Source organism: Candidatus Dependentiae bacterium, assembly GCA_016191325.1.
GTDB lineage: Bacteria > Babelota > Babeliae > Babelales > JACPOV01 > JACPOV01.
In genome coordinates this window covers 835309-861413 of sequence record JACPOV010000008.1, presented here as the reverse complement: position 1 = coordinate 861413, position 26105 = coordinate 835309, and the positions used below count along the sequence as shown (strand labels likewise).

The 26105-nt window shown below is 39.5% G+C and carries 25 protein-coding genes; 10 read left to right on the top strand and 15 right to left on the bottom strand.

Annotated features, from left to right (window positions below; genetic code table 11):
* Positions 1-10: 10 nt before the first annotated feature.
* The 3 genes from HYX58_04675 to HYX58_04665 form a co-directional block, all read right to left on the bottom strand.
* On the bottom strand, positions 11-565 hold the full coding sequence (locus HYX58_04675) for a hypothetical protein (protein ID MBI2775272.1): 555 nt from the start codon (positions 563-565) through the stop codon (positions 11-13).
* Between the two features lie 63 nt (positions 566-628).
* Complete coding sequence (locus tag HYX58_04670) at positions 629-1099, bottom strand: hypothetical protein (GenBank protein MBI2775271.1); 471 nt, start codon at positions 1097-1099, stop codon at positions 629-631.
* Between the two features lie 111 nt (positions 1100-1210).
* Entirely contained in the window at positions 1211-1840 is a 630-nt protein-coding gene (locus HYX58_04665) for a hypothetical protein (GenBank protein MBI2775270.1), read from the bottom strand.
* Positions 1841-2081: 241 nt separating this feature from the next.
* Between HYX58_04665 and HYX58_04660 the strand changes: the two genes are divergently transcribed.
* Both HYX58_04660 and HYX58_04655 read left to right on the top strand, forming a co-directional pair.
* Positions 2082-3059: a hypothetical protein gene (locus HYX58_04660; protein MBI2775269.1), complete on the top strand. Its 978-nt coding sequence runs from the start codon at positions 2082-2084 to the stop codon at positions 3057-3059.
* A 176-nt stretch (positions 3060-3235) separates the two neighbouring features.
* Complete coding sequence (locus HYX58_04655; GenBank protein ID MBI2775268.1) at positions 3236-4384, top strand: glycosyltransferase; 1149 nt, start codon at positions 3236-3238, stop codon at positions 4382-4384.
* Here HYX58_04655 and HYX58_04650 read toward each other — a convergent pair.
* Both HYX58_04650 and HYX58_04645 read right to left on the bottom strand, forming a co-directional pair.
* The gene (locus tag HYX58_04650; protein ID MBI2775267.1) at positions 4344-5108 is read right to left on the bottom strand and encodes an RsmE family RNA methyltransferase; all 765 of its coding nucleotides are present in this window, start codon (positions 5106-5108) and stop codon (positions 4344-4346) included. The genes HYX58_04655 and HYX58_04650 overlap by 41 nt on opposite strands.
* Positions 5086-5820: a hypothetical protein gene (locus HYX58_04645; protein MBI2775266.1), complete on the bottom strand. Its 735-nt coding sequence runs from the start codon at positions 5818-5820 to the stop codon at positions 5086-5088. The genes HYX58_04650 and HYX58_04645 overlap by 23 nt, the downstream gene beginning before the upstream one ends.
* A gap of 155 nt (positions 5821-5975) precedes the next feature.
* On the opposite strand from HYX58_04645, the gene HYX58_04640 reads away from it, so the two are divergent.
* The 6 genes from HYX58_04640 to HYX58_04615 all read left to right on the top strand — a co-directional run bounded on the left by HYX58_04640 (position 5976) and on the right by HYX58_04615 (position 10754).
* Complete coding sequence (locus HYX58_04640) at positions 5976-7481, top strand: 2,3-bisphosphoglycerate-independent phosphoglycerate mutase (protein MBI2775265.1); 1506 nt, start codon at positions 5976-5978, stop codon at positions 7479-7481.
* Positions 7482-7562: 81 nt separating this feature from the next.
* Positions 7563-8471: a hypothetical protein gene (locus HYX58_04635; GenBank protein ID MBI2775264.1), complete on the top strand. Its 909-nt coding sequence runs from the start codon at positions 7563-7565 to the stop codon at positions 8469-8471.
* 3 nt (positions 8472-8474) lie between these two features.
* Entirely contained in the window at positions 8475-8924 is a 450-nt protein-coding gene (locus HYX58_04630) for a hypothetical protein (GenBank protein MBI2775263.1), read from the top strand.
* A gap of 5 nt (positions 8925-8929) precedes the next feature.
* Complete coding sequence (locus HYX58_04625; protein ID MBI2775262.1) at positions 8930-9379, top strand: hypothetical protein; 450 nt, start codon at positions 8930-8932, stop codon at positions 9377-9379.
* Positions 9380-9558: 179 nt separating this feature from the next.
* Entirely contained in the window at positions 9559-10266 is a 708-nt protein-coding gene (locus HYX58_04620; GenBank protein ID MBI2775261.1) for an MFS transporter, read from the top strand.
* A complete protein-coding gene (locus tag HYX58_04615) occupies positions 10224-10754 on the top strand; it encodes an MFS transporter (GenBank protein ID MBI2775260.1) in 531 nt (176 codons plus the stop codon). The genes HYX58_04620 and HYX58_04615 overlap by 43 nt, the downstream gene beginning before the upstream one ends.
* A 3-nt stretch (positions 10755-10757) precedes the next feature.
* Here HYX58_04615 and HYX58_04610 read toward each other — a convergent pair whose 3' ends face one another.
* Genes HYX58_04610 through typA form a run of 4 tightly spaced genes read right to left on the bottom strand, consistent with a single transcriptional unit; the run spans position 10758 to position 14652 of the window.
* A complete protein-coding gene (locus tag HYX58_04610; GenBank protein ID MBI2775259.1) occupies positions 10758-11486 on the bottom strand; it encodes an HAD-IA family hydrolase in 729 nt (242 codons plus the stop codon).
* 47 nt (positions 11487-11533) lie between these two features.
* Complete coding sequence (locus HYX58_04605; GenBank protein MBI2775258.1) at positions 11534-12100, bottom strand: GNAT family N-acetyltransferase; 567 nt, start codon at positions 12098-12100, stop codon at positions 11534-11536.
* Positions 12093-12845 (bottom strand): tRNA pseudouridine(38-40) synthase TruA, encoded by a 753-nt coding sequence (gene truA, locus HYX58_04600; GenBank protein MBI2775257.1) that lies wholly within the window; start codon positions 12843-12845, stop codon positions 12093-12095. Before truA ends, HYX58_04605 begins: the two co-directional genes overlap by 8 nt.
* A 16-nt stretch (positions 12846-12861) precedes the next feature.
* A complete protein-coding gene (typA, locus tag HYX58_04595) occupies positions 12862-14652 on the bottom strand; it encodes a translational GTPase TypA (protein ID MBI2775256.1) in 1791 nt (596 codons plus the stop codon).
* A 187-nt stretch (positions 14653-14839) separates the two neighbouring features.
* Between typA and HYX58_04590 the strand changes: the two genes are divergently transcribed.
* Positions 14840-16474: a hypothetical protein gene (locus tag HYX58_04590; protein MBI2775255.1), complete on the top strand. Its 1635-nt coding sequence runs from the start codon at positions 14840-14842 to the stop codon at positions 16472-16474.
* A 15-nt stretch (positions 16475-16489) separates the two neighbouring features.
* Here the strand turns inward: HYX58_04590 and HYX58_04585 are convergent, their stop codons facing one another.
* From HYX58_04585 to HYX58_04560, 6 genes are all read right to left on the bottom strand, one after another.
* Positions 16490-17254, bottom strand: coding sequence for a hypothetical protein (locus HYX58_04585; GenBank protein ID MBI2775254.1), 765 nt, complete (start codon positions 17252-17254; stop codon positions 16490-16492).
* On the bottom strand, positions 17239-17697 hold the full coding sequence (locus HYX58_04580; protein ID MBI2775253.1) for a hypothetical protein: 459 nt from the start codon (positions 17695-17697) through the stop codon (positions 17239-17241). Before HYX58_04580 ends, HYX58_04585 begins: the two co-directional genes overlap by 16 nt.
* Positions 17698-17916: 219 nt before the next feature.
* Positions 17917-19227, bottom strand: coding sequence for an HlyC/CorC family transporter (locus tag HYX58_04575; protein ID MBI2775252.1), 1311 nt, complete (start codon positions 19225-19227; stop codon positions 17917-17919).
* 67 nt (positions 19228-19294) lie between these two features.
* Positions 19295-21547, bottom strand: coding sequence for an RNA polymerase sigma factor RpoD (gene rpoD, locus HYX58_04570; protein ID MBI2775251.1), 2253 nt, complete (start codon positions 21545-21547; stop codon positions 19295-19297).
* Positions 21544-23340 carry a DNA primase gene (dnaG, locus tag HYX58_04565; GenBank protein ID MBI2775250.1) on the bottom strand — a complete coding sequence of 599 codons (1797 nt, stop codon included), beginning with the start codon at positions 23338-23340 and terminating at the stop codon, positions 21544-21546. The genes rpoD and dnaG overlap by 4 nt, the downstream gene beginning before the upstream one ends.
* Positions 23318-24103 (bottom strand): prolipoprotein diacylglyceryl transferase, encoded by a 786-nt coding sequence (locus HYX58_04560; GenBank protein ID MBI2775249.1) that lies wholly within the window; start codon positions 24101-24103, stop codon positions 23318-23320. Before HYX58_04560 ends, dnaG begins: the two co-directional genes overlap by 23 nt.
* Positions 24104-24193: 90 nt before the next feature.
* On the opposite strand from HYX58_04560, the gene HYX58_04555 reads away from it, so the two are divergent.
* On the top strand, positions 24194-26059 hold the full coding sequence (locus HYX58_04555; protein ID MBI2775248.1) for a transketolase: 1866 nt from the start codon (positions 24194-24196) through the stop codon (positions 26057-26059).
* The last annotated feature ends 46 nt before the right edge of the window (positions 26060-26105 follow it).

The window sequence follows — 26105 nt, the reverse complement described above, 5'->3', positions numbered from 1 at the left end:
TGTGCTCGATTTATTTTTTATTTAAAAGCGTGAATGCATAGCCAGTCCCCAATGTTAGCAGCGCGGTAGCTGCAAAATATGGATAGCTACTGCCCAATTTAACCTCGTGAAAACTTGTATGATTTTTAATCGCAAATTTTTTACCATTTTTTTCTTTGTTAACTAAATAATCGTTCGTAATCGTATGCTGTGTAAGCGTAAAAGTGGGCAAATGGATTCTGCTACTGATTAGTTTATATTCAAATTGTTCTCCAGGCGAAGTTTGTTCTAACGATGCAGCAAGCGGTTGGCCGATCACCGAATCATCAATTCCATTAAATGATAGTGGACTCCAAAGCGTCGAATCGCAAAGTTCACCAGAACCGTGCATCTGATTAATTTGTGCAACTTTATCAAGCACCCAATGGCGATGAAAAAGTGAAATAAGTAAACCGGTTGCTGCGCCGACTGAAAAGAGACCTACTGTCTTTGAATCGACCGCATTAAGACGGGGCATGAAAGTATTTTGGAATGGCAAAAAGAATGCAATAATTAATACAGCAGGTAACTTGAAAGCTTTAATCATAGCGTTTCCTAAAAAAGAAGGGGCCGCCTTGATGCGATCCCCTAAATGAAACTATCAAAAAAACTATTTACTAGGTGAACGCAGCATTTGCGATCCGATTAGTGCAAATGCGCCAACTGTAAAGAGTGCTTTTGGCAGAGATCCCACTAACGGACCAAATTGTGGCACATGTACGTGAGTTTCGTCTTCCGAGCCACTTTTACATACAATAACTTTTGACGTTTGAACCTGCCAGGGGAAGAATGAATGATCTTTCGTGGCGCTGGTGATACTGCCGAGAGTTGCGTAGATAGTTTTAAGTGTGTGCGATCCATCGACCTTCTTATTATTTTTTTCACTTTGTATAAATCTATTTGCTCTATGGCGCTGATATGCAGTAAATCCAATTCCAAAGACGATGCCAACGGCAGTCGAAATTTTTTTTGCATTCGAGAAAGAATCAGCGCTAAAGCCATATTGTTGCTCTGCGATCGATTCGTGCATTGGCAAAGCTAAAACCACTAAGAGCGCAGAAATGCGCATTAAATTTTTCATAAAGAATCTCTCATTAAAATTATTAAAGCCGATTCAGTATAGCAACAGCCAACAATTTTTAAATAAGCTGCAGCTTTATAAATGATGCCTCTTAATAGCTGCATTGCTTTTTTATTTACCCACTAAACGCACCGTTTGTTGGCACAATAATCCTAATCCAATAGATGCTTGGACTAAAACTATCGCTTTCCATCCATTGATCTTGAATTTTGAATCGTAAAATGAAACGCGGTTTTTGCCGTAATCCCCGATAGTGCTCGCGTCGCTATCTTCATCTTGAGAATTTGATTTTATTAATGGTTGATGGGTATCTTTTTCACTTAATGTTATATATACATTTTCAATAACAAATGGATGAAGGGCAGATTTTGTTATATGAGTGAGACAGCCTGGGACAAATTTGCGATTTTCTGCCAGGATTCGAGTCACCTCCGGTTTCCACCTGTATTCTGGGTTAGGATTTTTCGCTAATAGCTCTAATTTTCCTGATTCAAACATTTTTTCAATTTTATCGGGAGCGGGAACTGTACCTTTGCCCTCTTGTTTTTTTATAAAGAGTTTATTTTCTGCAACTTTTTTTTCACAAGAATAATATTTAAATCCCATATACCCTAAATAGCCCAAAGTTCCCGCGCCAAATGCAATTTTTTGCCACGTCGTTTGGTTATCGAAATTGAGAAATTTTGCTTGTAACGGTTGGGCAATGAGAACCATTGTCAAAAAAGCTTTAAATGTATGCATTTTTATCTCCTTCATTTGTTTTTCAAATTTAAACTACATCATTTTTCTGTGATTTCGCGATAGAAGAATCTTTGTTTTTTCTGTTTCTCTCATGCACATAAATTTTCATCCACACCTTAAAAAAATGCGCAAGAATAGGGTTAATAAGTAAAATGATAAAATTAATTGCGTTGTTTTAATTGCAAATAGTAAAATAATCATAAGTGTACATGCGCGAAGTGCGCACAAAAAGGAGAGTAGGATGAAGAAAATTTTGGTGATTATGCTTGCGGCAATCATCAGCTTAACGGCTGTTGATATGCTTGATGCTCGCGGCGGCGGCGGCCGTGGCGGTGGTGGTGGACGCGGTGGCGGAATGGGCCGCGGCGGTGGCATGGGTCGTGGTGGCGGCGGACGATCGATGAGTCGTGGCGGTATGGGCCGTACTGGTGGTGGGCGAGGAATGGCGCGAACCGGCGGCGGTCGCGGAGTATCGCGAACGGGTGCTCGAGGTATGGGTCGCGGTGGTGCTCGCGGAATGGGCAGAGGAGCCGCAGGTAGAGGTACAGGTCGTGGCGCGCGCGGAATGGGTAGAGGCAGGGGTGCTGGCCGCGGTGCTCGAGGAAATCGTTCATTTGCACACCACGGAAATCATGGTTGGCGTAACCACGGTTGGGGTAATGGCTGGTGGGGCGGCTGGGGCTGGGGTTGGGGCTTCTCTCCTTGGGCATGGGGATGGGGCGCAGGACTCTTGGGCTTAGGCGCATTGGCACTTTGGTATGATTACTCAATTCCTCAGCAAGCGGTTACCGTTGTGTACAATGATTATTATCCATATTGGGGATACGATTTAGTTGATACTGAAATAGAAAAAGATATGGAGCCGACGGTCTTCGATGATTTAGCTAAAGATAAGAAATGGGATGAGGTTCAAGAGCAACTGAAAAAACTTCGTAATGATTATGGTGAGCGTATGGATGCTTTACATACTCAATACGATGCAATTTCTGATAAAAACAGTGCGCAAGCGCAAGCGCTCAAAGGCCAAATAGATAAACTTGATGACAGAATTTCAAAAGTACAATTGCACTTATCAGGTTTACAAAAAAATATGCCTGCTGATATATCAAGCCAAATGGATAAGGGAGGCATGATGAATGTATCTCAACCGGCGCAAAGAGGTACACCAGCAATGACAATAAATCAACCGGTAGCAACAACAAGCGGAAGAGCGTACTAAAAGAACACACTCTACTCCATCATAAGGGCGAGGCGGGGACACTCCACTCGCCCTTTTTTTTTACCCCAGGATTTACAAGAGAGATTTGATTTTTATTAATTTTTTATCCATTGGCGGTAGAACGTATTCTGGATACACTAAAATTATGTTCGTACATAACCGTACTGGAATAATGCATGATCGAAGATCAGAGAAAATTTAAAATTCTTTTTGTTTCAAATAATTTTAGGCCGTATAGCGGCGGTGTTGTGAGTGCGCTTACTATTTTGATCGATGAATTGATGGCGCACGGCCATGAAGTTCGCCTTATTACGCTCGATTTTGGTGTTCCCTGCGTTGATGAACCGTATGTAATACGAATTCCATCAGCAATTACTTTTTTACACAAAGGCAATCATATGGCGGTTCCTTGGAGGATTAACGCCTATATGAAAAAACTGATAGCAGAATTTTGCCCCGATATAATCCATGTACATCATCCATTTCTTCTTGGGGATGTTGCTCAACAATTAGCAGATAAAAATAATATACCGCTTATTTTCACCTATCACACGCAATACGAAGAATATGCGCATTATGTGCCACTTCTGCCGCAGCCTGTAACGACAAAAACTATCACCTATTTAGTGCAACGTTTTTGCGCTCGTACCGATCTTCTTATTGCTCCCAGCTCATCAATAAAAAAACAACTCGAAGATGTTGGCATTAAAAAATCGATCACCGTTATTCCGACTCCAATAAGAGATCACTTCTTTTCAAACGAGCATCTAAAAAATAATAAGCGATTCCGCTTATTAACAGTTTCAAGATTTGTGCCTGAGAAAAATTTATTTTTTCTGCTCGATATGATGCGGCTTCTTGATACCAATAAATTTGAATTAACATTGATTGGCTATGGATCTTTATATAATGAATTGCAAAAATATGCGTACGAATTCTGCAAATTTAATCGGACCGTAGTCAGATTTATAGAAAAGCCAGCGCAGGAAATTCTTTTGGATGAATATCGCTCGGCAGATGCATTTATATTTGCATCAAAAACAGAAACGCAGGGCCTTGTATTGGCCGAAGCAATGGCAAATGGGTTACCAGTTATTGCGGTTGATGCCCCCGGCTCGCGCGATATTGTACAATCAATGATCAATGGATTTCTAGTTGCAAACATCGATGAAATGAAAACCAAATTAGAAACGTTAGCGCTCGATAAAACGCTGCATGAAAAACTTGCACAAGGTGCTGCACAAACAGCGCAGAATTATCGGGCTGAAAAATGCATCGCGCAACTTATCGCGCACTATCATCTTGCGCTAAAAAAGAACGAATAGCGCCGACACCAACAGCAACCGCCTGCGGTGCACGCAAAATGGTGGGTGTAAGTTTAGTACAAAGGGCGTTATGCTTTTTGAGTGCCTCTTTTTCTGCTAAAGAAAGATCTGCTTCCGGCCCAAACAATAAATGCAAATGGGTATGTTTTTGCCCATGCAATGTTTTTATTGTTTCAGAAAGGTGTTCACCTTGGGAATCAAAAAAAATAAGTGGTTCTTTTTTACTATTTTGCAAAAGCTCAAAGAATGCTTTTGGTGCTTTAAGTCGAGCAAGTGTAAAATGTTTTGCTTGTTCCGATGCGGCAATAATAATTTTTTCTAATCGCTCTTGTTCTTTGGCACCGCCCCAAGCGCGTTGAGTTTTTTCAGTTATCATTAGCTGAATCTCATTCGCACCGCATTCCACGGCACTGTATACTGCTTCTTCGAGCGCTTCTCGTTTTAAGACCGGAATAAAAACGGTAATTAATGGCGTGAGTTTAATATTCTCTTGCGTATCCAAAACTTGAATAGTAATCGAATGCTTATCTATCGCGGTAAGTATAACAGTGCTATGTAATTCGTTACCAAATAAGATAAATTGATCGTTTTTTTCAAAGCGAAGAACGCGAACAATGCGATGAACCATCAACTCATCGGTAATGATGAATGACGATTTTGCGTGCCGCTGCACATCAGGATAATAAAGTGCAAAAAGATGTTTATCGGTTGCAGTTTTTTTCATGTGAACGATTTGGCAAAAAATAAGATTTTACATTATTAAGAGAACTATTCAGGTAATCAGTCAATAAATAATAGTGATACAGCGCGAGAGCGTACGCTTGGCGAGCGTAATCGGTATAAGTAGCCCCGCTGCGTTTAATCGTTGCAGGAATTTCATCTGGATACGCTTCAAATTCTGAAGCGAGTGCATAAGGAGCTTGAATTTGCCCCGTACCTGTGCCTGTTTCTGTTGGTTCAGGATCTTCAGGATCGCCGCCTGTTGGTGTTTGTTGGCTTTGCATAGCCAATGTGACAGCATCGTCAATTAAAGAAGCTATCGCTTCTAGTGATACAATGATCGCATCTTCAAACTTTAAAGAATTATCAAGGGAAACCGCTACTGTGGCTGTATTTTTGGAAAATTCTATAGAAAGAATGATCTGATTAGATTCATTATCTGAGCAATGCGTTAGGCGATTACGAGATTTTTCAAATTGTGGATGTGAATAGAAATCCCACAATACACAATTTTTTGAACAATGCTCCGGCAAAATAGTAATTTTTTCTGTAGCTAATGCATCAGGCTCGATAACGCAAATGCATGTTTCTTGCGTTGCACGATCTGTAAGGCGAATAATACAAATGCTATCGCGATCAAGTTCATCGAATTCCATAATATTATTTGCCGCAGAGGCGGTAAAAAAAGATAAAGCTATAAACAATAGTGGCATCATCGTATATCCTTCCACAATTCATTATTTCAAAATGCTTCAATAAAAAAAATTAATAGCTTCCAAACTCCTGCCTCTTGGCACTAGATTAAGACGAAGAGTACGCTATCAATTGAGCGGAGTGTACCATATATAAAAAAAAGAAACGAGAGCTGGCTATGGAAAAAAAACCGTTAGTTTTAGTGATATTAGATGGCTTTGGTTCGAGTGCGCAAACTACCGGAAATGCGATAGCGCACGCAAAAAAACCTTTTTTTCAAATGGTTCTTGAAAAATATCCACATACAGTGCTTGCTGCGTCAGGTAAAGCAGTTGGTTTGGCACAAGGCCAAATTGGTAATTCTGAAGTGGGGCATCTAACAATTGGCGCTGGTAGGCGAATTGAAAGTGATGCGGTGCGCATTGATACAGCAATTAAGAGCGGTAACTTTTTTTCAAATAAAGTGCTCATTAATGCATTCAAAAAAATTAATAAAAAAAATAAACTCCACGTAATTGGATTAGTTTCAAATGGCAGAGTTCACAGCGACATTGGGCATCTTTATGCGCTCATAAAAGCAGCAAAAGAAAATAATATTGAGCGAGTAGTTGTTCATGCGATTCTTGATGGACGCGATGTACCGCAACGATCAGCGGAGTATTTTTTAAATGAATTGGAAGTATGGTGCAAAGAAAATGGTATTGGAACAATAGGCTCTCTGCATGGTAGATTTTATGCAATGGATCGCGATCAGCATTGGGAAAGAATTGAGCAAACATATCAGGTGCTAACCCAGCCTCAAGAGATTCAATTTGAATCATGGCGAGCGGCTCTTGATTATTATTACGCAGAAAATATCTCTGACGAATTTTTACCGCCAACCCAGCTTAAAGCGATGCGAATTATCGAAGCTGATGATGGCATACTATTTTTTAATTTTAGGCCAGATCGTGCGCGCCAACTAACAGAAGCTTTTGTTGCTCAATCGTTTTCTCATTTCTCTCGATCGTACATGCCACTTTCGTTTTTTATAACGATGACGCAGTATGATAAACAGAGCGATACACCATTTTTGATTAAACCGCTCGAAATAAAAAATACTTTAAAAGAAATATTAAGCGAAAACGGAAAAAAAACGTTCGCACTTGCGGAAACTGAAAAATATGCACACGTTACTTATTTTTTTAACGGGCTCAAAGAACAAACATTAACAAATGAAACGCGTGTATTAGTTCCATCGCTCGGTTACCGTAGCTACGCGGATGCACCGTGCATGTCTGCGTCTGAAATTACAAAAAAAGCTTTGGAGGCGTTGCAAGAAAATCGGTACGATTTTTTTCTCATAAATTATGCGAATGCTGATATGGTGGGGCACTCAGGAGATTTTAATGCAACGGTTAAAGCGATCGAATGCCTCGATGACCAATTAGAAAAATTATGGCAGGGAGTGAAGAAAGCTCATGGCATACTTTGTATCACCGGAGATCACGGAAAGGCAGAGCAAATGATCGACCCACAAACAGGGCAAGAGCAAACATCGCATACGACAAATCCGGTTTATTTTATCGCAATAAATTCTGAAAAAGAAAAATTGGATATTTCTTCGCTTAAAGAATTAGCCGATATTGCGCCATGGATTTTAAGACAGATAAATTGCACTGTTCCGAATGAGATGAAAAGATAAGAGAAAATTCTTGACGACGCCCTGGTTAATATTAACCTGATGACAATTATCTTAATTTTGTCTAAAAGGGGAAGTAGTTTCATGGATAAAGCAAATATTTTTAATAAGCGCTATATCGTTTTTTTCGCATTCATCAATTTTTTTTTTAATAATGCCATCATTGCGGGTGGCTTTGTTGCGGGGACACCTGTACTAACGCCAAATGGATTTGTTCCAATTGAACAGATAAAAGTTGGAGATAAAGTAACGTGCCGTTCATATTGGAATAGCTGTGAAACAATCGGTACTGTTGCGGCGACGCGAAAAAAAACAGTTAATCAGATTGCTAAAATAGGCATTGAGCATGAAAGCGTATTAGAAACAACGTTAGATCAACAATTTTGGCATTTATTATTTGGGTGGCGTGCTTCTAAAGAATTACAGGCATCTGAAGAAATATTTCCGTTGGCAGATTGTTTTCTAAATGGATTAGCGACTCCTCCTCCCGGTCTTAGTTATCAAGAAAAGTCAGAATTCTATAAAAAGAAACCGCCGTGTGTTCGCGCTAAAGAGATGCTAAACAAAACGACAGAAGTTTATGATTTGCATGTTAAATATCATTATCATTATATCGTCACTAAGCATAATATCATGGCGCACAACTTTTTCCCTCCTGTTTTAGCCTGTGTTGCCTGGTTTGCAGCAAATTATGAATTTTTTTTGACTATTGCCATTCTTCCATTCTTGATCCCACATATTTTAAAGAAACTTACGAATAAAGAGGCGCGTCAATGGGCTGATGGCAACGGTTGGGTCGAAGATAAAAATCCTCCTAAAAAAGTGATTGATGATCTAACGGGCCACGGTAAGCCACCTGTGTTTAAAGATCCAAACGCAAATAGATGGATTAGTCCAGACCAGGATAATCACGGAGGAGGTGTATGGAAAGAATTTGGTAGAAGTGGCAGGACCGGTACTCTAGACAAAGATCTTAACAAGATAAGAAAATAATTTATGGAACAATTTAATATCAGAGTTCTAAAAAGAAATCCTATAAAATTTGAAGGGGAAACTCGTCAACCAGGAAAGATAACTATAGGAAATTTTAATGAAAGATTTTGGATGGCGTTGAGCTATTGGAATCTTCAGGAATATAAAAAACAATGGGAAGAGGGTATTCAGAGGCTTAAAACCCATGATTCTTCATGTTTGGTTGTAAAAATACGGAAGATAGATACTGAAGTTGTCGTCTCTGCATGGGTCTTATATAAACAAGGAGATACTATCATTTTTCAATATCATTTTCTTCCCGATGAAGAAATGGCCGTTCATCTTCCGCCTTTTGATACCAAAACTTGGTATATGCATATAAGACCGAGAAGTAATGAATTGGAAGAATGGAAAATGCCAGCAAAAGATTTTTTTGCTTCGTGGCATGAGCATCATTTTCTGAAGAAAAAATAATAACTGTGAACGGATTCAATATCCGAGCATTAAAGAAAAATCCAATTAAAATATCTGGAGAAATGCGACATCCTGCCTCTATTACAATAGGAAAATTTCGTGAAACTTTTTGGATACCTTTGGATTACTGGAGTCTTGACGAATATAGAAAGCAATGGCGCAATGGAATTGAACGATTAAAGACTCGCGATACATCTTGTTTAATAGAAAGAGTAAGAATAGATGAGCATGACTTGATCGGGGCGGCATGGGTTCTGTACAAAGTAAAAGATAGCGTTATCTTTCAATATCACTTTATTCCTGGCAAAGAAGATATTTCGCATCTTCCAGTTTTTGATACGAATACTTGCTATCTCTATATTCGGCCGAGAAGCAGTACCGCAGAAGAGTGGGCAATATTAGTTAAAGACTTTTTTGCTTCGTCGCACGCGCATAGTCATCCGAATAAGAAATAAAATAGGTTTATTGCAATTCTAGAATAGGAACAATTAACTAGAAAGCAATTAGAAAAAAGAGCACGGAATACTTTGCGTCGCTGAAGATCATGGCAACGCTGAGCAAATGATCGATGAGAAGATAAGGCCAAGAACAATCGTATGAACATTCTATTGTCATAAGAGATGGAGAAAAAATAATGAAGATTGAGCGCTCATGGTTGAATAGAAATATTGTTGGATTTGGGCTCACAAGTTTTTTCAGCGATTTTTGTTTTGAAATGACAACACCAATTTTGCCATTTTTTATTGAGCAATTGGTTGGTCCATCATATGGAGCTTTTGCATTAGGACTCATTGAAGGGGTTGCAAATGGACTAGCTGCATGCACTCGAATTATTGCAGGCCGTATTGCGGATAAAGCGAAGTTTTATAAACCATATTTAATCGCAGGTTATGGTTTAATGCCGATTTTTATAAGTTTAATTGGCACAGCAACCTCTATTTGGCTAGTACTTTTCTATAAAACAGCGGCATGGATTTTTAGGGCAATGAGAGAACCCATCCGAGATACCTGGCTTTCTAAAATCGTTGCATCAAGCTACTACGGCCGAGCCTTTGGATTTAATAGGGCACTCGATAGTACGGGAGCAATCGTTGGTCCGCTTATTACTTTTTTTATCTTAAACAAAGTATCATTGCGTACTATTTTTTTCGTAGCGATTATTCCGGGTATATTTTCAGTGCTCTCACTCATCATTTTAACGAGCGAAAAAAACAAGGCGAAAGAACCCAGCAAAGAAAAACACCATTCCTGCGAACAATTAAAACGTTGCCCGCCAACTTTATACATTTCCTTTTTGTTATGTTCCTTTTTGGCATTGGTAATTTCAATCAAACGCTCTTAATTTATCGGGCACAAGAGAAATTTACAGGAATAGGAACATCTTCTCTTATTGGAAGCGGATGGGCAATTTTATTCTATACTTTTTTTAATATCATTCGTGCAACCAGCGAATTGGGCATTGGTTCATTAAGTGATTTCGTAAACCGAAAAAATCTTTTAGCGATTTTGGGATTCGGCACTTTTGGGATAACCAGCATCTGCTTTATGTTTCAACCAACGCATGCGGCACTTTGGTTTTTGTTTTTTGCTCTTGCCGGATTGAGCACGGGCACTGTAAAAGCACTTGAAAAAGCATATGCAGCATCGCTCTTGCCGGAAAATATTCGGGGAACGGGGCTTGGTATTTTGCAAGCAGTTGATGGAATTGGTGATTTCATCTCAAGTGTGGTGGTTGGTACTCTTTGGAGCGTATGGTCGCCCGTCATTGGATTTGCTTATGCAGCAATGCTGAGTTTTATTTCGATGCTTCTATTTTTAGTGAGAAAGTAAGAGTTAGATTATTTGCGCAAGCATTAATAAATCAGACTTATCATGAACAATAAAATCTGGTTTATATGCAGCGAGCCTCTCTGCTGTGCAAAGGCCCCAGGTGACTGCTGCGCAACGAATATGATTTTCTTGAGCAGCTTGAATATCGCGCGTTTCATCACCTATATAAATAACATTTGAGGCTTCAAGATTATGATCGTTGAGAAGCTTTTTTAAAATTTTTCCTTTACCAAACAAACTGCTGCCTCCATGAATGAGATCAAAGTAATCGAGATTGTGGTAAGCGAGAAACTCTTTAACATTTTGAGTCGAGTTTGATGTTACAATGCCAAGCTTAACCTGTTTGGCTTTCAATTGATCAAGAATTGATTTCAGCTGATCAAATGGCTGAATTGATGTAATTTTTTTATTTACTTCATTGCGAACAGCTTGAACAACAAATGGGAGTTTAATTGAAGAAATTTCAAATTCTTTTAAGAATTCAGAACTATCTTTACCTGCAAGCAGTTCAATTCGTTCAATTGTTTTGTAACCAAAATATGAAGCATTATTATTAAGTGCTTGAAAAATGGCGGGAAGCGAATCGGCGATAGTTCCATCAAAATCAAAAATGAGCATTTTTGTCCCTTGAGGATAAGGAGAATAGGACCATTTATCTTTAAAATAAATTGTCGTGCTGATTACCAGCAAGGTAAGAAAAATAATTTTTGTTTTAGAAACGCTTCGACCCATTTTCTTTTTTGTAAGATGTATATATTTAAACGATCATTTATCTCTGATTATACATCATATTGAAAATAGAGAAATCCATCTTCATCGCGGCTTGTTTCTTTGAAACCAAATCGTGTATAAAGCTTGATTCCCGGTGCATTGTTGGTACGAGTGACGAGGCGAATTTTTTGTGCACCGCGAGATTTTAGATCATCAACCGCCAATTGCAGAAGCTTATACCCATATCCTTTGGATCGAAAATTTTTATCTACCGCTACGAAGATAATGCGCCCCACATAGAGCGATAATTTATGGTATGCGGTGAACCCAACAGGTTTTCCATTTTCATAAATTACTTTTATCGTTAGGTCACCAATATTTTCTGCGCTTTTTGACGATGCACGATAATGCAGCATATATTCGGGAGAGAAATCGGTTGAATATTCACTCACGAGCCAGTACCAATCGTTCTTGAAAATATCTAGAATGAACGACTTATCTCTGGTTTCATCAAAATCTAAAACTTCAATTTTTGTTTTTGTAGTAAAGTGGTGAACTGCAACAATGCCACCGCCAACAAGAACTGAAATTGCCAGAGCAAACGCGAGCAGGCGACTACGAGAGAATTTACTCATGAGATCCTTCATTATATTCAATATGAGCGAGCATTAATCCATGAGCGGGTGCATTTGGGAGCCTGTGCTCAGGATTTTTTGCATGCAATATTTCTTCAATATATCTTATTGATAACCCAGGTCGTGATGAAACTTCAAGTGCTGCGCCCACCATTCTGCGAATCATATATCGCAAAAATTTAGGGCCACGAACTCTAATGCGATAGACACCAAATCTTTTTATATATGAAACAGAAATTTCATCTACCGTTCGCACAGTGGTTGGTTGTTCGCCGCTGCAAAATGAGCGGAAATCATGTGTTCCAACAAAGATTTGTAGAGCATCATTTAGTTTTTTTAGATCGATTTCGTGTCGCATCCAAAATCCGTAGCGCGCTGCAAATGGCAAGGGGCGATCCACAAAAAAATGATACCAATATTCTTTTTGTTTGACGTTTGCCTGAGGATGAAATGATGTTGGTGCGTATTCTATTGAACGAATAAGCAAATCAGTGGGCAATTTGTTATTCCAAGCTCGTTCAAGCATGTGCGGTTCTATTGAAAGTTCCGAATCAAAAATAACAACTTGCCCAAGGGCATGCACACCTGCATCGGTACGTGAGGCACCGATGACAGAAATTGGCCGGAAAAAAACTTCTTTAAATTTTTTTTCAAGCACATTGCTCACGGCAGAGTTATCAGGCTGTTGTTGCCAGCCTGAATATGCAGTGCCATCGTATGCTAATATAAATTTGTAGCGTGCCATGAAAAATTAAGAAACGTTATTTTCGCAATGAAGCGCGCAACATTTTCTTGCGCAATCTAATATGATGCGGTGTTACTTCGATTAACTCATCAGGCTGAATCCATTCCATGCAACGTTCAAGCTCCATAACGCGCGCAGGAATAATTTTAATCAGATCATCAGATCCGGAAGCGCGCATGTTTGTGAGTTTTTTTGCTTTGCATGGGTTGACGTCCATATCATTATCGCGGCTATTTTCACCAACGATCATGCCTTCATAAATTTCGTTGGTAGGGCTAACAAAAAGTGTGCCACGATCTTGTAAGTTATCGAGAGCATACGCAGTTGCAACGCCGTTATCCATCGAAACCATTGCACCTTTAGTGCGGCCTGGAATATCGCCTTTATATGGTTGATACCCATGGAATTGAGTGGTAAATAGACCGTTTCCGCGTGTATCGGTCAAGAATTGAGAACGGAAACCTAGAAGTCCGCGTGCAGGAATTTCAAATTCCATGCGCAAGCGGCCGTTATGCTGCTGAATAAGATTTTTAAGCTCAGCTTTCTTTTTGCCCAAGCGTTCCATAATGATCCCTTGATATTCAGGATCAATATCGATAACCACATATTCGATCGGTTCGCATTTTTCGCCGTCGATCGTTTTGTAGATAACTTCAGGCGCAGAAAGTTGGAATTCAAAGCCTTCGCGGCGCATATTTTCAAATAAAATTCCCAAATGCAGTTGGCCGCGTCCTGAAACTTTAAAGGTTTCTGGCGAATCGGTTGGCTCAACGCGTAATGCGACGTTAATTTTTAGCTCTTTTTCAAGGCGATCTTTAATTTGACGAGAAGTTAAAAGTTTTCCATCTCGACCGCTAAATGGAGAATCGTTTACCGAAACGAAGACCGACAATGTCGGTTCATCGATAGAAACGTACGGATATGGGTGCGGTTGATCGATTTGGCAAAGAGTCATACCAATAGTCACCGGCTCGTTAAATCCAGTAACTGCCACGATTTGACCGTAGCTTACTTCAGGTGTTTCTTTTCTTTGAAGGCCATGGAATGTGTAAATTTTTGTGATTTTAGTTGGCTTGCCGATCGTGCTATCTTTGCAACAAACGATATCTTGGCCAACTTTCATCGAGCCGCTAAAAACGCGCCCGATAGCGATAGTGCCCAAAAAGTCTGAATAATCCAAACTGGTAACCAGCATTTGCAGGTAATCAGCATATGGTTTTGGAGATGGAACATTTTTTATTATTGCTTCAAAAAGAGGATTCATATCCCCTGAGCGAGCTGCTGAATCATGGCCAGCAAATCCTAGTTTAGACGAACCGTAAAGAAGCGGGAAATCAAGCTGAGAAGAATCGGTCGCTAAATCGAGGAAAAGATCATGGATCGCATTTTCGGTATGTTCAATATTTGCGTCCGGACGGTCAATTTTATTAATAAGAACAATCGGCTTCAGGTTCAATTCGAGTGCTTTGCGCAAAACGAAACGTGTTCCTGGAAGAACGCCTTCAGCAGCGTCAACCAGAAGTAAAAAGCCTTCAACCATCTGCAAGGTACGCTCAACTTCGCCACCAAAGTCGGTATGGCCCGGGGTATCAACGATATTGATATTGTAATCGTTATAATAGATACCGGTTTGTTTTGCCAAAATGGTAATACCACGTTCTTTTTCAATGGCATTTGAGTCCATAACGCGGTCAGTTTGCATATCGGTCAAAGTGCCCGATTGGCGCAGAAGTTTATCAACCAAGGTAGTTTTACCATGGTCAACGTGAGCAATAATTGCAATATTACGTATTTTTGAAGCTGACATAATCTTGTATTCTTATGTAAAAAAAGGGTAAAAAATGGTTTTTTTGATTCTATTTATAATTGTAAATTGATCTTAAGAAATTGTCTAGCAGCCGTTTTCTTGCATAATCCCAGAAGATGGCGTTTTTGTGCATAAATTTTAGTTTTTGGTATGCTTTTTTACACGAACTGAAATTTAGGGACTTTTTATGCTTACTATTCTTTGTTGGGGGCTGCTGTTTTTTGGAAACTGTTTTCTTAGCACCGCTCAAATGACTCCACTTTTTAAGCAATTGAAACCAGAAGATTTTGCGCATTATGTATTAAAAAATTCGCCCACCGGCGTGCGGCAGGAAATTTGGCGTCATATGATTCAAGATTTCCGTAAAGAAAGAGACTATATTCCTTTGGTGAAAAAGAAGAAGGGCACAATAGTGGATACTAAGGAATATGAAGTCGGGGGAATGCTAAGGGAAATAGGGGGCACCCAGGTAAAAGAACAGTACTCTTTTCATGTTGCGCCCTTCTACTTATTTTCAAATAATTTTGAAGTTTCTAAAAACGAGGATGATCGAACAATTACTGTGCGATCCAAAGAATCTGAAAAAAAGTGGGAACCGATTATCCCTAAAAACGAATACTATATTCATACCGGAAGCCTGAGTAGAGATTCAATTTATGTCCCGCTCGAGCGTTTTTCTGGTATTTTTTCGACTGCAAGTCAATATGATGAAAGATGTAAAAAAAACTTCTCTTTTTACGCCCCTCGCCCAGAAAACAGTTATGACAAATTAAATATAGATAGTCATCAAATAAATGATGCCAATCCCGCGCCAGGATCCTGCATATTCATTTCTCCAAGGAAAAGCAAATCTATTTGTATAGTAGATGTTCCATCCGGAAAAATATACAACTCGGGATTAGAGCTCATAGATGGTAATAATATGGAGTTTGTACCTTCAACGGGTAAAATGCTGATCATGGAGCCAACAAATATTTTTGAAACAACAATAGGACGTAAGGTGAAATTGCCAGAGCGTATTTTAGACTATTCTACTGGCGATATTCTGGGTTTTAATAATGAAATTGATGCAAAAGCGGTGGGTTCACTGCAACGATACATGAAAACCATTTCATTGTTTTATGAAAAATTGCATCATCATACAGATCCTGAGATTTATTTTATGGCTTTTGGCCATAAGGAAATGATTGTAGGTCTTATTAATCGGGCGCGCGAAATTGTTAAAAATAAAAATTTACATTTTGATAGAGAACAATTTTATAAATATTCAACGTGCGCAAGTGATGATAAAGACGTCCAAGTAGTAACTTCAAATGATTTGGGTGAAAAAGAAATCGAGGCTAAAAGAATCTTAGAAGATTTCAGAAGAATTGAACCAGAAATAGTGAGAACTCAAATACTTTATTTTGATAGTTTATATCCACTTGAAAAACCTATAGAGCTTAAGGGAGCACTCTCAAAAACGCATACGAATTCATTTGAAATTCTTTATCAGGCTGTCGCAAGAATGAATAAGACTAAAGAAAAGAAATCGTCCATAAAAAGCGATGTCATTCAAGTGAGGCCAGAACTTTTTAATCATATGGTTCCTATTCAAACAGTATTTCCAAACTCGGAAGTCAAACGAGTTATGTTGTGCACGGTTGAACAGCAAAAATATAGAGAATCAATAAAAGATAGATTTTTTTGGGGTATCAAAGCTGGATTGATAATCGGTGCGGTTTGTGCGTATTACTATCCTGATAGAGCAATTAACTATGCTCAGAAAGCTGCCCAGGGTATAGGCTATTGCTACAACAAGGTTAGGGCAATAATAGGTTGAAAATTTTAAGAATCATTATAGATTCTTTTTCTCAAAAATTTTTATTGTTGCAAACAATATCACTGCGCAAAAGCACGCACTATAACAAATTGCAAAAAAAACGTGCGCATAATTAATCGGCAGTTCGTACATCACGTTCGATTGAATGTTAATAAGCTCCAAATCCGGCATTAAATAATAAAACGCAAAGCATGCAATCCGAGCAATGCCTCCAGTTTTTTGTTGCATTATAGCAATCCAAGAATGATTGAGAACGCACATCAGATATGATCCAAGAAGGGCTGCATAGCACCAATAAAGAGAAAGAAGCATGCTCCAAAAAAGAGCAAAAGAAATTAATAAAATTCCTTCTAGTGCGTACATGCAAAATGCGGGCCAGAGATAAAAAAACCAAATGTTCGTTTGGTAATATAAAAAAAGAAGGATGGAGAAAAAAAATAAGAATGCACTTGCAAAGATAATGATCGAAAATGCACAAAATGAACCGATTAAAAATGCATAGCGAGTGCAGCCGCTCGTTAAAAACCAATGATAAAAATGCGTTTGCTCTAGCCGATGCAAATAATTCACTACAAAAATTAAAACAAACATGATCGAAAAAAGATGATAGGCGCCGCAGCAAAAATCTATCAGCACTTTCGTATGCCCGCTCACAATAAGCGTTGTAAAAAAAGAGCCCATAAAAAATAATGATGCGCACAATGCTGATGCAAAGGAAACAATTCTATGATGCCATGCATCGTGCAGTGTATAGCGCGCACTAATTAATGTTGGATGCATAAGAGATTTTTTTTGCCGCAGACTACGACCGGTTCAGGAAGCGTTTGTGCAAGATCTTGAATTTGTTCAATTAATAGGTCTATTGCTCTTTTTCTATCCGGCAAAGAAAGCGATCGAGCAGAAAATTCTTGAGCAAGCGAAGCGACATTATTAAAAATATTGCCAACATGCAAATGCATTTGATCTTTGTTTTCTCGTTCAAGAATCGCTTTTCCAATATTTGCTACAATGCACAATAAATGACGAAACCAATTGATTTTTGGTTTTTGTGTAGTTTGATCATCGATGTGTTCAATGATTTCTCGCTGTTCATTTTCAGTGTAAAGCGGAACGGGAAAATAGATCACGGGGCGTTCATTCAGGGAACCTGAAGCGCGCGATGCGGTATAATTTTTAGAAGAGAAAAAGCAGCATGCGATCAATAAAACGTAATGTATCTTCATTCTCAGCTCCTGAGCCAAAATTATTTTATGCTGCAGAAATACTAAAAAAAAGATTATTAGGCAGTCAACTTTATGATGCGCACCCTTCGATATAATTTTTAACTTCGTTAAAAATCACTCAGGGCGAGCGGGGGAAGAAAAAAATGACTAGTTCCGCTCGTGGTGAGTGATTTCGAACTTTGCGAGAAATTGTATCGAACCATAGCGAGAACATCAAAATTATTTTTTTATAGTATTCGATTTTTCGTGCGTTACAAGCACTTGAGAAACGCGACGAGGGCTCGCTTTTTGAACTTGGAATTTATACGATTTATAAATTATCGATTCGCCTTTTTTAGGTAAATGCTGCAGTTGGTAGGTTAAAAAACCACCAAGGGTAACAACATCTTCTTCATGTTCGAAAGTGATGTGCAAAACTTTGGCGAGTGATTCAAGATCAACTGCACCATCAACAATCCAGCCGCCTTTTTCATGCGGTACAATTTTTTCAGTGATTGGTTCATATTCATCACTAATATCGCCGACAATTTCTTCAAGAACGTCTTCAAGCGTTACCAAACCGGTAATAATTCCGTGCTCATTGAGTACGATTGCGATATGTTTGCGCTGCTCTCTAAATTCGCGCAGCAATTGGTTTATGCGCATGGTATCAGGAACAAAAAGAATGGGGCGAACAAGCTCAGTAAGCGATTTTTCTTCCCCTTTTGACATAACGACAAAAACATCTTTTTGGTGGATCATGCCAATAATATTATCGGCCGTACCATCGTAAATAGGAAAGCGAGAGAACTGATATTTTGAAAAAGTTTCGACCGCTCGTTTTAAAGGTGTGTCTGAGCTGATCATTACTATATCGCTTGCAGGAACCATAATTTCGCGTACCGATTTGCTGCCAAGCTTAAAAATGCTTTGGAGCATTTCAGTTTTTTCACGCTCCATTAATCCTTTTTCATTAATATAATCGATTAAAAAGCGTACTTCGTGTTCTGAAGTAACCGATTCAGACGGTTCAGAAGAGCCGCCAAAAAAAGCGATGACGCTTGATGAAAATTTAAGGAGAAATGTTACGAGCGGATAAAAAAGATAGAAAATAAAATTGGTGAACCACATCGTCGATGGCAATAATGCGGGGCCATGAACTTTAGCCATGTTTTTTGGAATAACTTCCCCAAAAATTAAAATGGCGATCGTAGCAATACCGATGCCGAGCGAAAATCCAAGGCTACCAGAAAGATTAAGATGCGCAAAAATCCGCTCCATAACGTTGGTAATCAACGCAGCAGCGGTAACGTTTGCGATATTATTTGCAATTAATATGGTAATGAGAACTTGATGCGGATTCTCTTCGAGGGTCGTCATGAGTGTTCTATAACGGGAAGAAGTACTGCTTGCAAGTTCTTTAAGCTTGAAAAGGCGCAGTGCTGTAATACTCGTTTCCAGGAAAGAAAATATTGCACAAAAAATGAGTGCAACAACAAAACCGATTATTTCGGTATACATTACATGATCAAAAAGCGAAGGAGGTTCCATAATTATAAAGGTCCTTTAGTTAGGTAAAACGTTTTTTGCGAGTAAAAAACCGTTCTATTGGCTTGCATTAATCTCCGGGAATATTATCAAAGTCTTTATCCAAGTTTTCAAATTCTTTATCGAAGAACGATTGTAGCTTTTTACTGCGAGATGGATGACGAAGCTTGCGCAATGCCTTCACCTCGATTTGACGAATACGCTCACGGGTAACGGAAAAATCCTTACCCACTTCTTCGAGCGTATGCTCAGAAGCTACATCGATACCAAAACGCATTTTAATGACTTTTTCTTCACGCGGGGTAAGTGTTTTGAGCACTTCGCGCACACGTTCTTTTAAGTCGTTACTTGCTACCGTATCGGCAGGAGAGAAATCGTTTTCATTTTCAATAAAGTCTTTAATAAACGCATCTTCACTATCACCAACAGGTGTTTCAAGAGAGATAGGTTCCTTAGAGATCTTGATAATATTTTTAATTTTCTTTTCATCAATATTGAGTTCTTTAGCAAGTTCGGCGTGAGATGGTTCGCGGCCGTGTTCTTGAATAAAGACGCGCTTAATTTTGTTAATTTTATTAAGAGTTTCAACCATATGTACCGGTACGCGAATAGTACGAGATTGATCTGCTATTGCGCGGGTAATTGCCTGGCGAATCCACCAGGTTGCATAGGTAGAAAATTTAAATCCGCGCTCAAAGTCGAATTTTTCAACCGCGCGCATTAAACCAATGTTTCCTTCTTGGATTAAATCTAAGAAGGGAAGACCTTTATTGATATATTTCTTTGCGATATTTACTACGAGGCGCAAGTTTGCTTTTGCAAGATCATCTTTTGCTCGTTTATCTTTATCAAGGCCGGCTTGGAGCTGATTATAATTTTTCTCAATGTGCTCCTGGCTGATGCCCATTTCGCCTTCAACTTTTTTGATCGTTTTAAATCCGCCGCGGATAATGCGCTCAATTTCTTCTCTTTGCGCAATTTGTTCGGCGGAAGGATGCTCCGGATGGGCAAGCGATTTTAAATCGTTTTCGGCTAGCGCTATTTCAGCTTTTTTCTCTTCGATTTTGAGCATTGCTTTTTCGATGCGCTTTGCAAGCTTACGAATGAGCTTATTAGAGATCTTAATTGTTTGAATTGTTTTGCTGATCTCTTCTTTATTTTCTTTTACCTTATCAAGCATCTCTTTTTTCTGCGCAGGATCGGCAAGCTTAGCTCGATAACTGCGATAGATTTGCTCTTCGTTCCCTATTAAATTTTTTACTTCCAACAAAATAGAAAGAAGTGCCATTTTTTCTTCTTCAATTTTTGGAAGATTTTCTTGGTCAAATTCAGAGAACTGAATAATATCTTTAAGTGGCAGCGTATTGCGTTGCAATTTCTCTGCGATATTTACCAATTCTTTATGAATGAACGGAAATTTCGAAATAGAGGCGATCGCTTCGCTTTTGCCAAGTGCAATCTGATCCGCAATTACTTTCTCTGTCTTTTTGTTAAGCAACGGAATTTTACCAATATCGCGCAAGTAACATTTTACGCCATCGGTCAATTGAGCTGAAGAGGCTGTTTCTTTAACAACCAGTTTATCTTCCTCTTCTTCTGCTTCGTCTTCATCTTCTTGGCCAGATTCTTCTTCTTCAGTATCGATTTCAATTTGTGCATCAAAGGTGCCTGGAAGTGCAGCAGGAACAAGTTCATCTTTTGGAAGATCTTCAATATAAGCGTCCGAAACTTCTTCTTGCATTATAAGTTCTACGCCTTCTTGAGGGAGAACGCGCATAAGCTCTGCAAGCTCTTTATCAGAAAGTTGATAGCGCTGTCTGAATTCGATCAGTTCTTCATAAGTGAGAGCGCCAATTTTCTTTCCTTTTTCAAGGATGGTAGAAAATATTTCATCTTTTAAGTCTATTTCAGGAGCTGAGCTTGGTTTTGCAGGAGCTTTTTTTGCAGGCTTTGCCGGTTGTTTTGCTGCCGGTTTAGCGGGCGCTGGAGGGGTTGCGACAACGGCCGGCTTTGCTGCAGGTGCAATAGGTTTTTTTTCTTGAGGTTTTGCTACAGGAGCTGGCGCAGGTTTTTTTTGGGTAACAGGGGCAGCCGCTGTTTTTTTAATTTGAGGGGCTACAGAAGGTTTTACGATCGTTTTCTTTTTGGCTTGTGGTTTTTTTGGAGCGGGAGCCGATTTTTTTGCAGGCGCAAGTTTGCTGAGCGCTCGTGCAATAGTACTTGTAGCTGCGCGCAAAACTTTTGCAGCAACTGAGCTTTTTTTGACTTGTACGGTCTTCTTAGGTTTAGAAGATGTTGTCTTTTTGACTATTTTTTTAATCATATAAGGCCCCTGCTGACAAGTTTTTGTTTCAGCTCTTGAAAATGAGTTAAAATTTTTTGGACGCTCGGTTCGTCGTTATCTTGCTTTGCTCGATTTAATTTGATTTTAGTATCTGTTACGAACGATTTCCAGTTTTTCTTTTGAAATTGTGTGAGCAAATAATCAAAGTTCTCTGGCCCGTCGTATTCATGACACTCAAGAAGCAGCTGACTCATTAATACTTTCTCCTGATCAGATAAATGTTCAAAAAAAAGTGAAAAATCCACCGGCTCGCTCTCTTTTCTTAATAATTGCAGTTTTATTAGAAGATCGCGCACGGGTGGGGTTGCATATTCGGTCAGGTACTCTTCATCTTCGTTTTTTAACAAATTCATGTTATTTATTATAACAGAAAATAATTTTTTTTCCAAGAGAGGTACTTCTTTAAGTGCGATTGCCAGCGAGGATGGGCTGTGCCGGGGCGTATTAGATTCTAGCTGCGCATCCGAAGCGCTGGGGCTAGAAAAATTGCCCTGCCGCTGAGCCTCACTTGCCAATGCTTGAAATGGTATGTCGCAGGTCTTTGCCACCCTCTGAAGCAGGATGTCCTTTTTTAGCGGATCTTCTACGGTTCCTATAATTTCAATGAGCTCGCGGATCGTGTCCATTTTTTCATGGAGAGTTTTGTTAATAAACCCGGAGCCGACCGTATCCACAAAAAAGATGAAAATATCGTGCGCAGCAGCTGCTAACTGGACTAAATTCCCGCCTTTGCGCAAGAATGAATCCGGATCTTCTTTTTTAGGTAATTCAATGACGCGAAGCTCCAAGTTTACCTGCCAACAAAGCTGCGTGAGTCTCAGCATAGCTTTTTTGCCAGCATCGTCTCCATCATAAAGAACGAAAACTTGCTGAGCGTACCGAGAAAGCAGTTTTAATTGTTCTGAGGTGCAGGCGGTGCCAAGCGTAGCTACGGTATTAAGAAACCCATACTGCGCCATCATCAGGCAATCCATGTAGCCTTCGACTAAGTAAACACCATTTTGAGCTTGTATCTCTTTTTTTGCTAAATCGAACCCAAAAAGAAGAGAACCTTTTGAAAAATAGGGGCTTTCTTTGCAATTATAATATTTTGGTCGTTCGTCGTTTTGCCTAAAAATTCTTCCGCCAAAACCGCATCGGCGCCCCATTGGATCTGCGATTGGAAAAATTATCCGATCTGCAAGCGGGGAATAGTACATTCCTTTGCTCTCGGAGACGACGTTTGTTGCCAGAAGATCTTGCGCCATGAAATGGTGCTGGCGAATCATATCGATTAAATCTTTAATTGCTTGCGGAGATTGAGGAAAATAACCAATTTTAAATCGCTCAATCGTTTCATCATTTATTGAACGTTGTTTAATGTACTCAAGTGCATCTTTATTTTTTTTCAGCTGATCGTGGCACCATTGGGCAATTAAATTGCACAGCAGCCAATAGCGTTTTTTTTCATCAGTTTTTTGGTGCGCAGCATCTTTATTATAACTGAGATGTTCTTGGGGTATTTGAATATTGTATCGCTCAGCTAAATAGTGCGCGGCTTCAAGTTGTGTACATTGCTCAGCTTTTGCAATGAACGAAATAACATCGCCTCCCGAATGGCACCCAAAGCAATAATAAATTTCTTTATGTGGGCTTACGGTGAACGACGCAGTTTTTTCATGATGAAAAGGGCAGTTTCCTTTTAAATAAAGTCCCGCTTTTTTCAAACTCGCATATTCACTGACCACATCAATGATCGAAACATGACCCTTAATGAAGTTGAAAAGGCTCATAATGCTTTCGCTTCATGCCGGCAAGAAGTAATCCAACGGATGTGAAACACATAATGAGTGCTATCCATTGATTAATTGAAAAAAAAGGGAGAAAGGGTGTTGGTACGATAATGTGATCTTCTCTAAAAAAATCTACAAAAAATCGTTCGGTGGTTACAAGCACTACATACCAAAGGGCGAGCACGCCCGGTACGCGAACACGTTTTTGCAAAACAAAATAAAGAAAAAGAAAAATAAAAAGCAAAATTGCCGAACTATATAATTGCGATGGATGGCGCATGCATATTTTTCCATATTCATCGGCGATAGAAATGCCTATGAAAGATGTCGTCGGCAAACCAAAGCAACAGCCTGCAAAAAAACAACCTATGCGGGCAATGCTCTGCAAAAGTGGCGCATAAAGAGCTGCTAAATCGAGGAGCTGCCATTTATCAATTGAATATTTTTTTAAATACCAAGGGATCACACAAATGATGCCAAGGATACTTCCTAAAATGGAAAAACCTCCGTGCCAAAATTCGATAACCTCAAGCGGGTGATCAAAAAGATGCCAATTGGTAAGAGCAAAGAGAACTTTGCCACCAACAATTGCAGCAATAATTCCGCGAATCAGCAACGTTATAAAAAGATCGGTGCTTAAAATTTTTTCGCGGCGCGGATCGTTGAGCGCCATAAGGGTAAAAATAATTAACCCCAGCGCAATCATCGCGCCGTACGAATGAACAGAAATTGGACCGTAAATATGAATGAGTGTTGGGTACATAGATCTTTTAGATAGTAAGCGGTTGGTGTATCTTTACCCAAGTGTATCACAAACGCTGCCATTATGAAGAAGAACGATTGGGGATTTAGTATGAATAAAAGCGAGCTTATACCATTTTTGCGACATAGTGCGTATCAATTGCGGGTCGATTCCCTCCTTGCAACCACCCAAGCCGGCTCGGGACACCCGACTTCGTGTCTTTCGGCGGCAGATATAGTCGCGGTGCTCTTTTTTTATGCTATGCATTTCGATCCGAAAGATCATAAAAACCCGAACAATGACCGATTCATTTTATCAAAAGGGCATGCTGCGCCACTTCTTTACTCGGTTTGGAAGGAACTTGGAATTCTAAGCGAAAAAGAATTAATGACGCTGCGTAATTTTGGATCAAAGCTTGAAGGGCATCCGGTTCCTCGTTTTGAATGGGTTGATGCGCCAACCGGCTCGCTCGGCCAAGGATTATCGATCGGACTGGGAATGGGACTGCGTGCTAAAAAAACAAACCGTTCTTTTTATACCTATGTTTTAATGGGTGATTCTGAAGTGGCAGAAGGATCTGTTTGGGAAGCGGCAGAGTTGGGGAATTTTTATAAACTCGATAACGTTATTGGCATTATAGATGTGAATCGATTGGGGCAAACCGCAGAGACGATGGAAGGCGATAAATTAGAAGAGCATGCAAAAAAGTGGCGTGCTTTTGGATGGAATACCCATAAAATAGATGGGCACTCGATCGATGAAATTATCAAAGCGTGCGAGACGGCTCGCGTTCCAAATGGCCAGCCAACCATGATTCTTGCACATACATTTAAAGGATACGGCCTCAAAGAAGTTGAAAACAAGAACGGTTTTCATGGAAAAGCGTTTAAAAAAGATGAGCTTTCTGGTTTATTAGTTGAATTGAAAAAACGATTTGATGACGATGTGCAAAAAACATCATATCAGTGGAAACCGCAGCTGCCAGCAAAATCTGGCGAAATTTCTGTTAACAAAAAAATTAATCTTGGAAATCCATCGTATGCAATTGGAGAATCGATCGCTACACGAAAAGCGTTCGGGCAAGCGTTAGCTGCTGCGGGAAAACATAATAACGACATTATGAGTTTTGATGCTGAAGTGAAAAACTCAACTTTTGCAGAAATTTTTGAAAAAGAATTTCCTGATAGATTTGTTCAATGTTTTATTGCTGAACAAAATATGGTGGGTATGGCGGTTGGCGCTCAAACGCGCGGGGCAGTACCATTCGTTTCTACTTTCGGTTGTTTCTTTACGCGCGCATTTGATCAATTAAGGATGGCAGCAATAGGAAATTGCCCATTGCGACTTATCGGATCTCATGCTGGTGTTTCAATAGGCGAAGATGGCCCATCTCAAATGGCGCTTGAGGATATCGCGATGATGCGTAGCTTGCCAGCTTCCATTGTTTTATACCCGTGCGATGCGGTAAGCGCATGGAAACTTGTTGAACTTATGGCAAACCATCACGAATCGATCAGTTATTTAAGAACGACGCGAGGAGAAACGCCGGTAATTTATGATTCAGAAAATAAATTCGAAATTGGCGGATGCACAATTTTAAAACAAAGCGATAATGATCAAGCGTGCATTGTTGCTGCCGGAGTTACCGTTTTTGAAGCGCTGAAAGCGTACGAAAAATTAAAGAAAGAGGGCATCTCGGTCTGCGTAATTGATCTTTATAGCATTAAACCGCTGGCAGAAGATGTGCTTAAAAAAATAGCAAAAAAGTCTGGCGGACGCGTTATTACAGTGGAAGATCATTATCTTGAGGGCGGTATTGGTGAAGCTGTTTGTTTTGCATTACGCAATGAAGATAGTGCTATTGAGTGCTTAGCCGTTACTAAATTGCCACGATCAGGTAAACCGGAAGAACTTTTAGACTTTGAAAAGATCAATGCGGCTGCAATCGAGCAATGTGTAAAAAGGCTTATAAAATAAGGCTTATTTGGCATAGTTCTGGATATGCGCTATAATTATCTTTAGA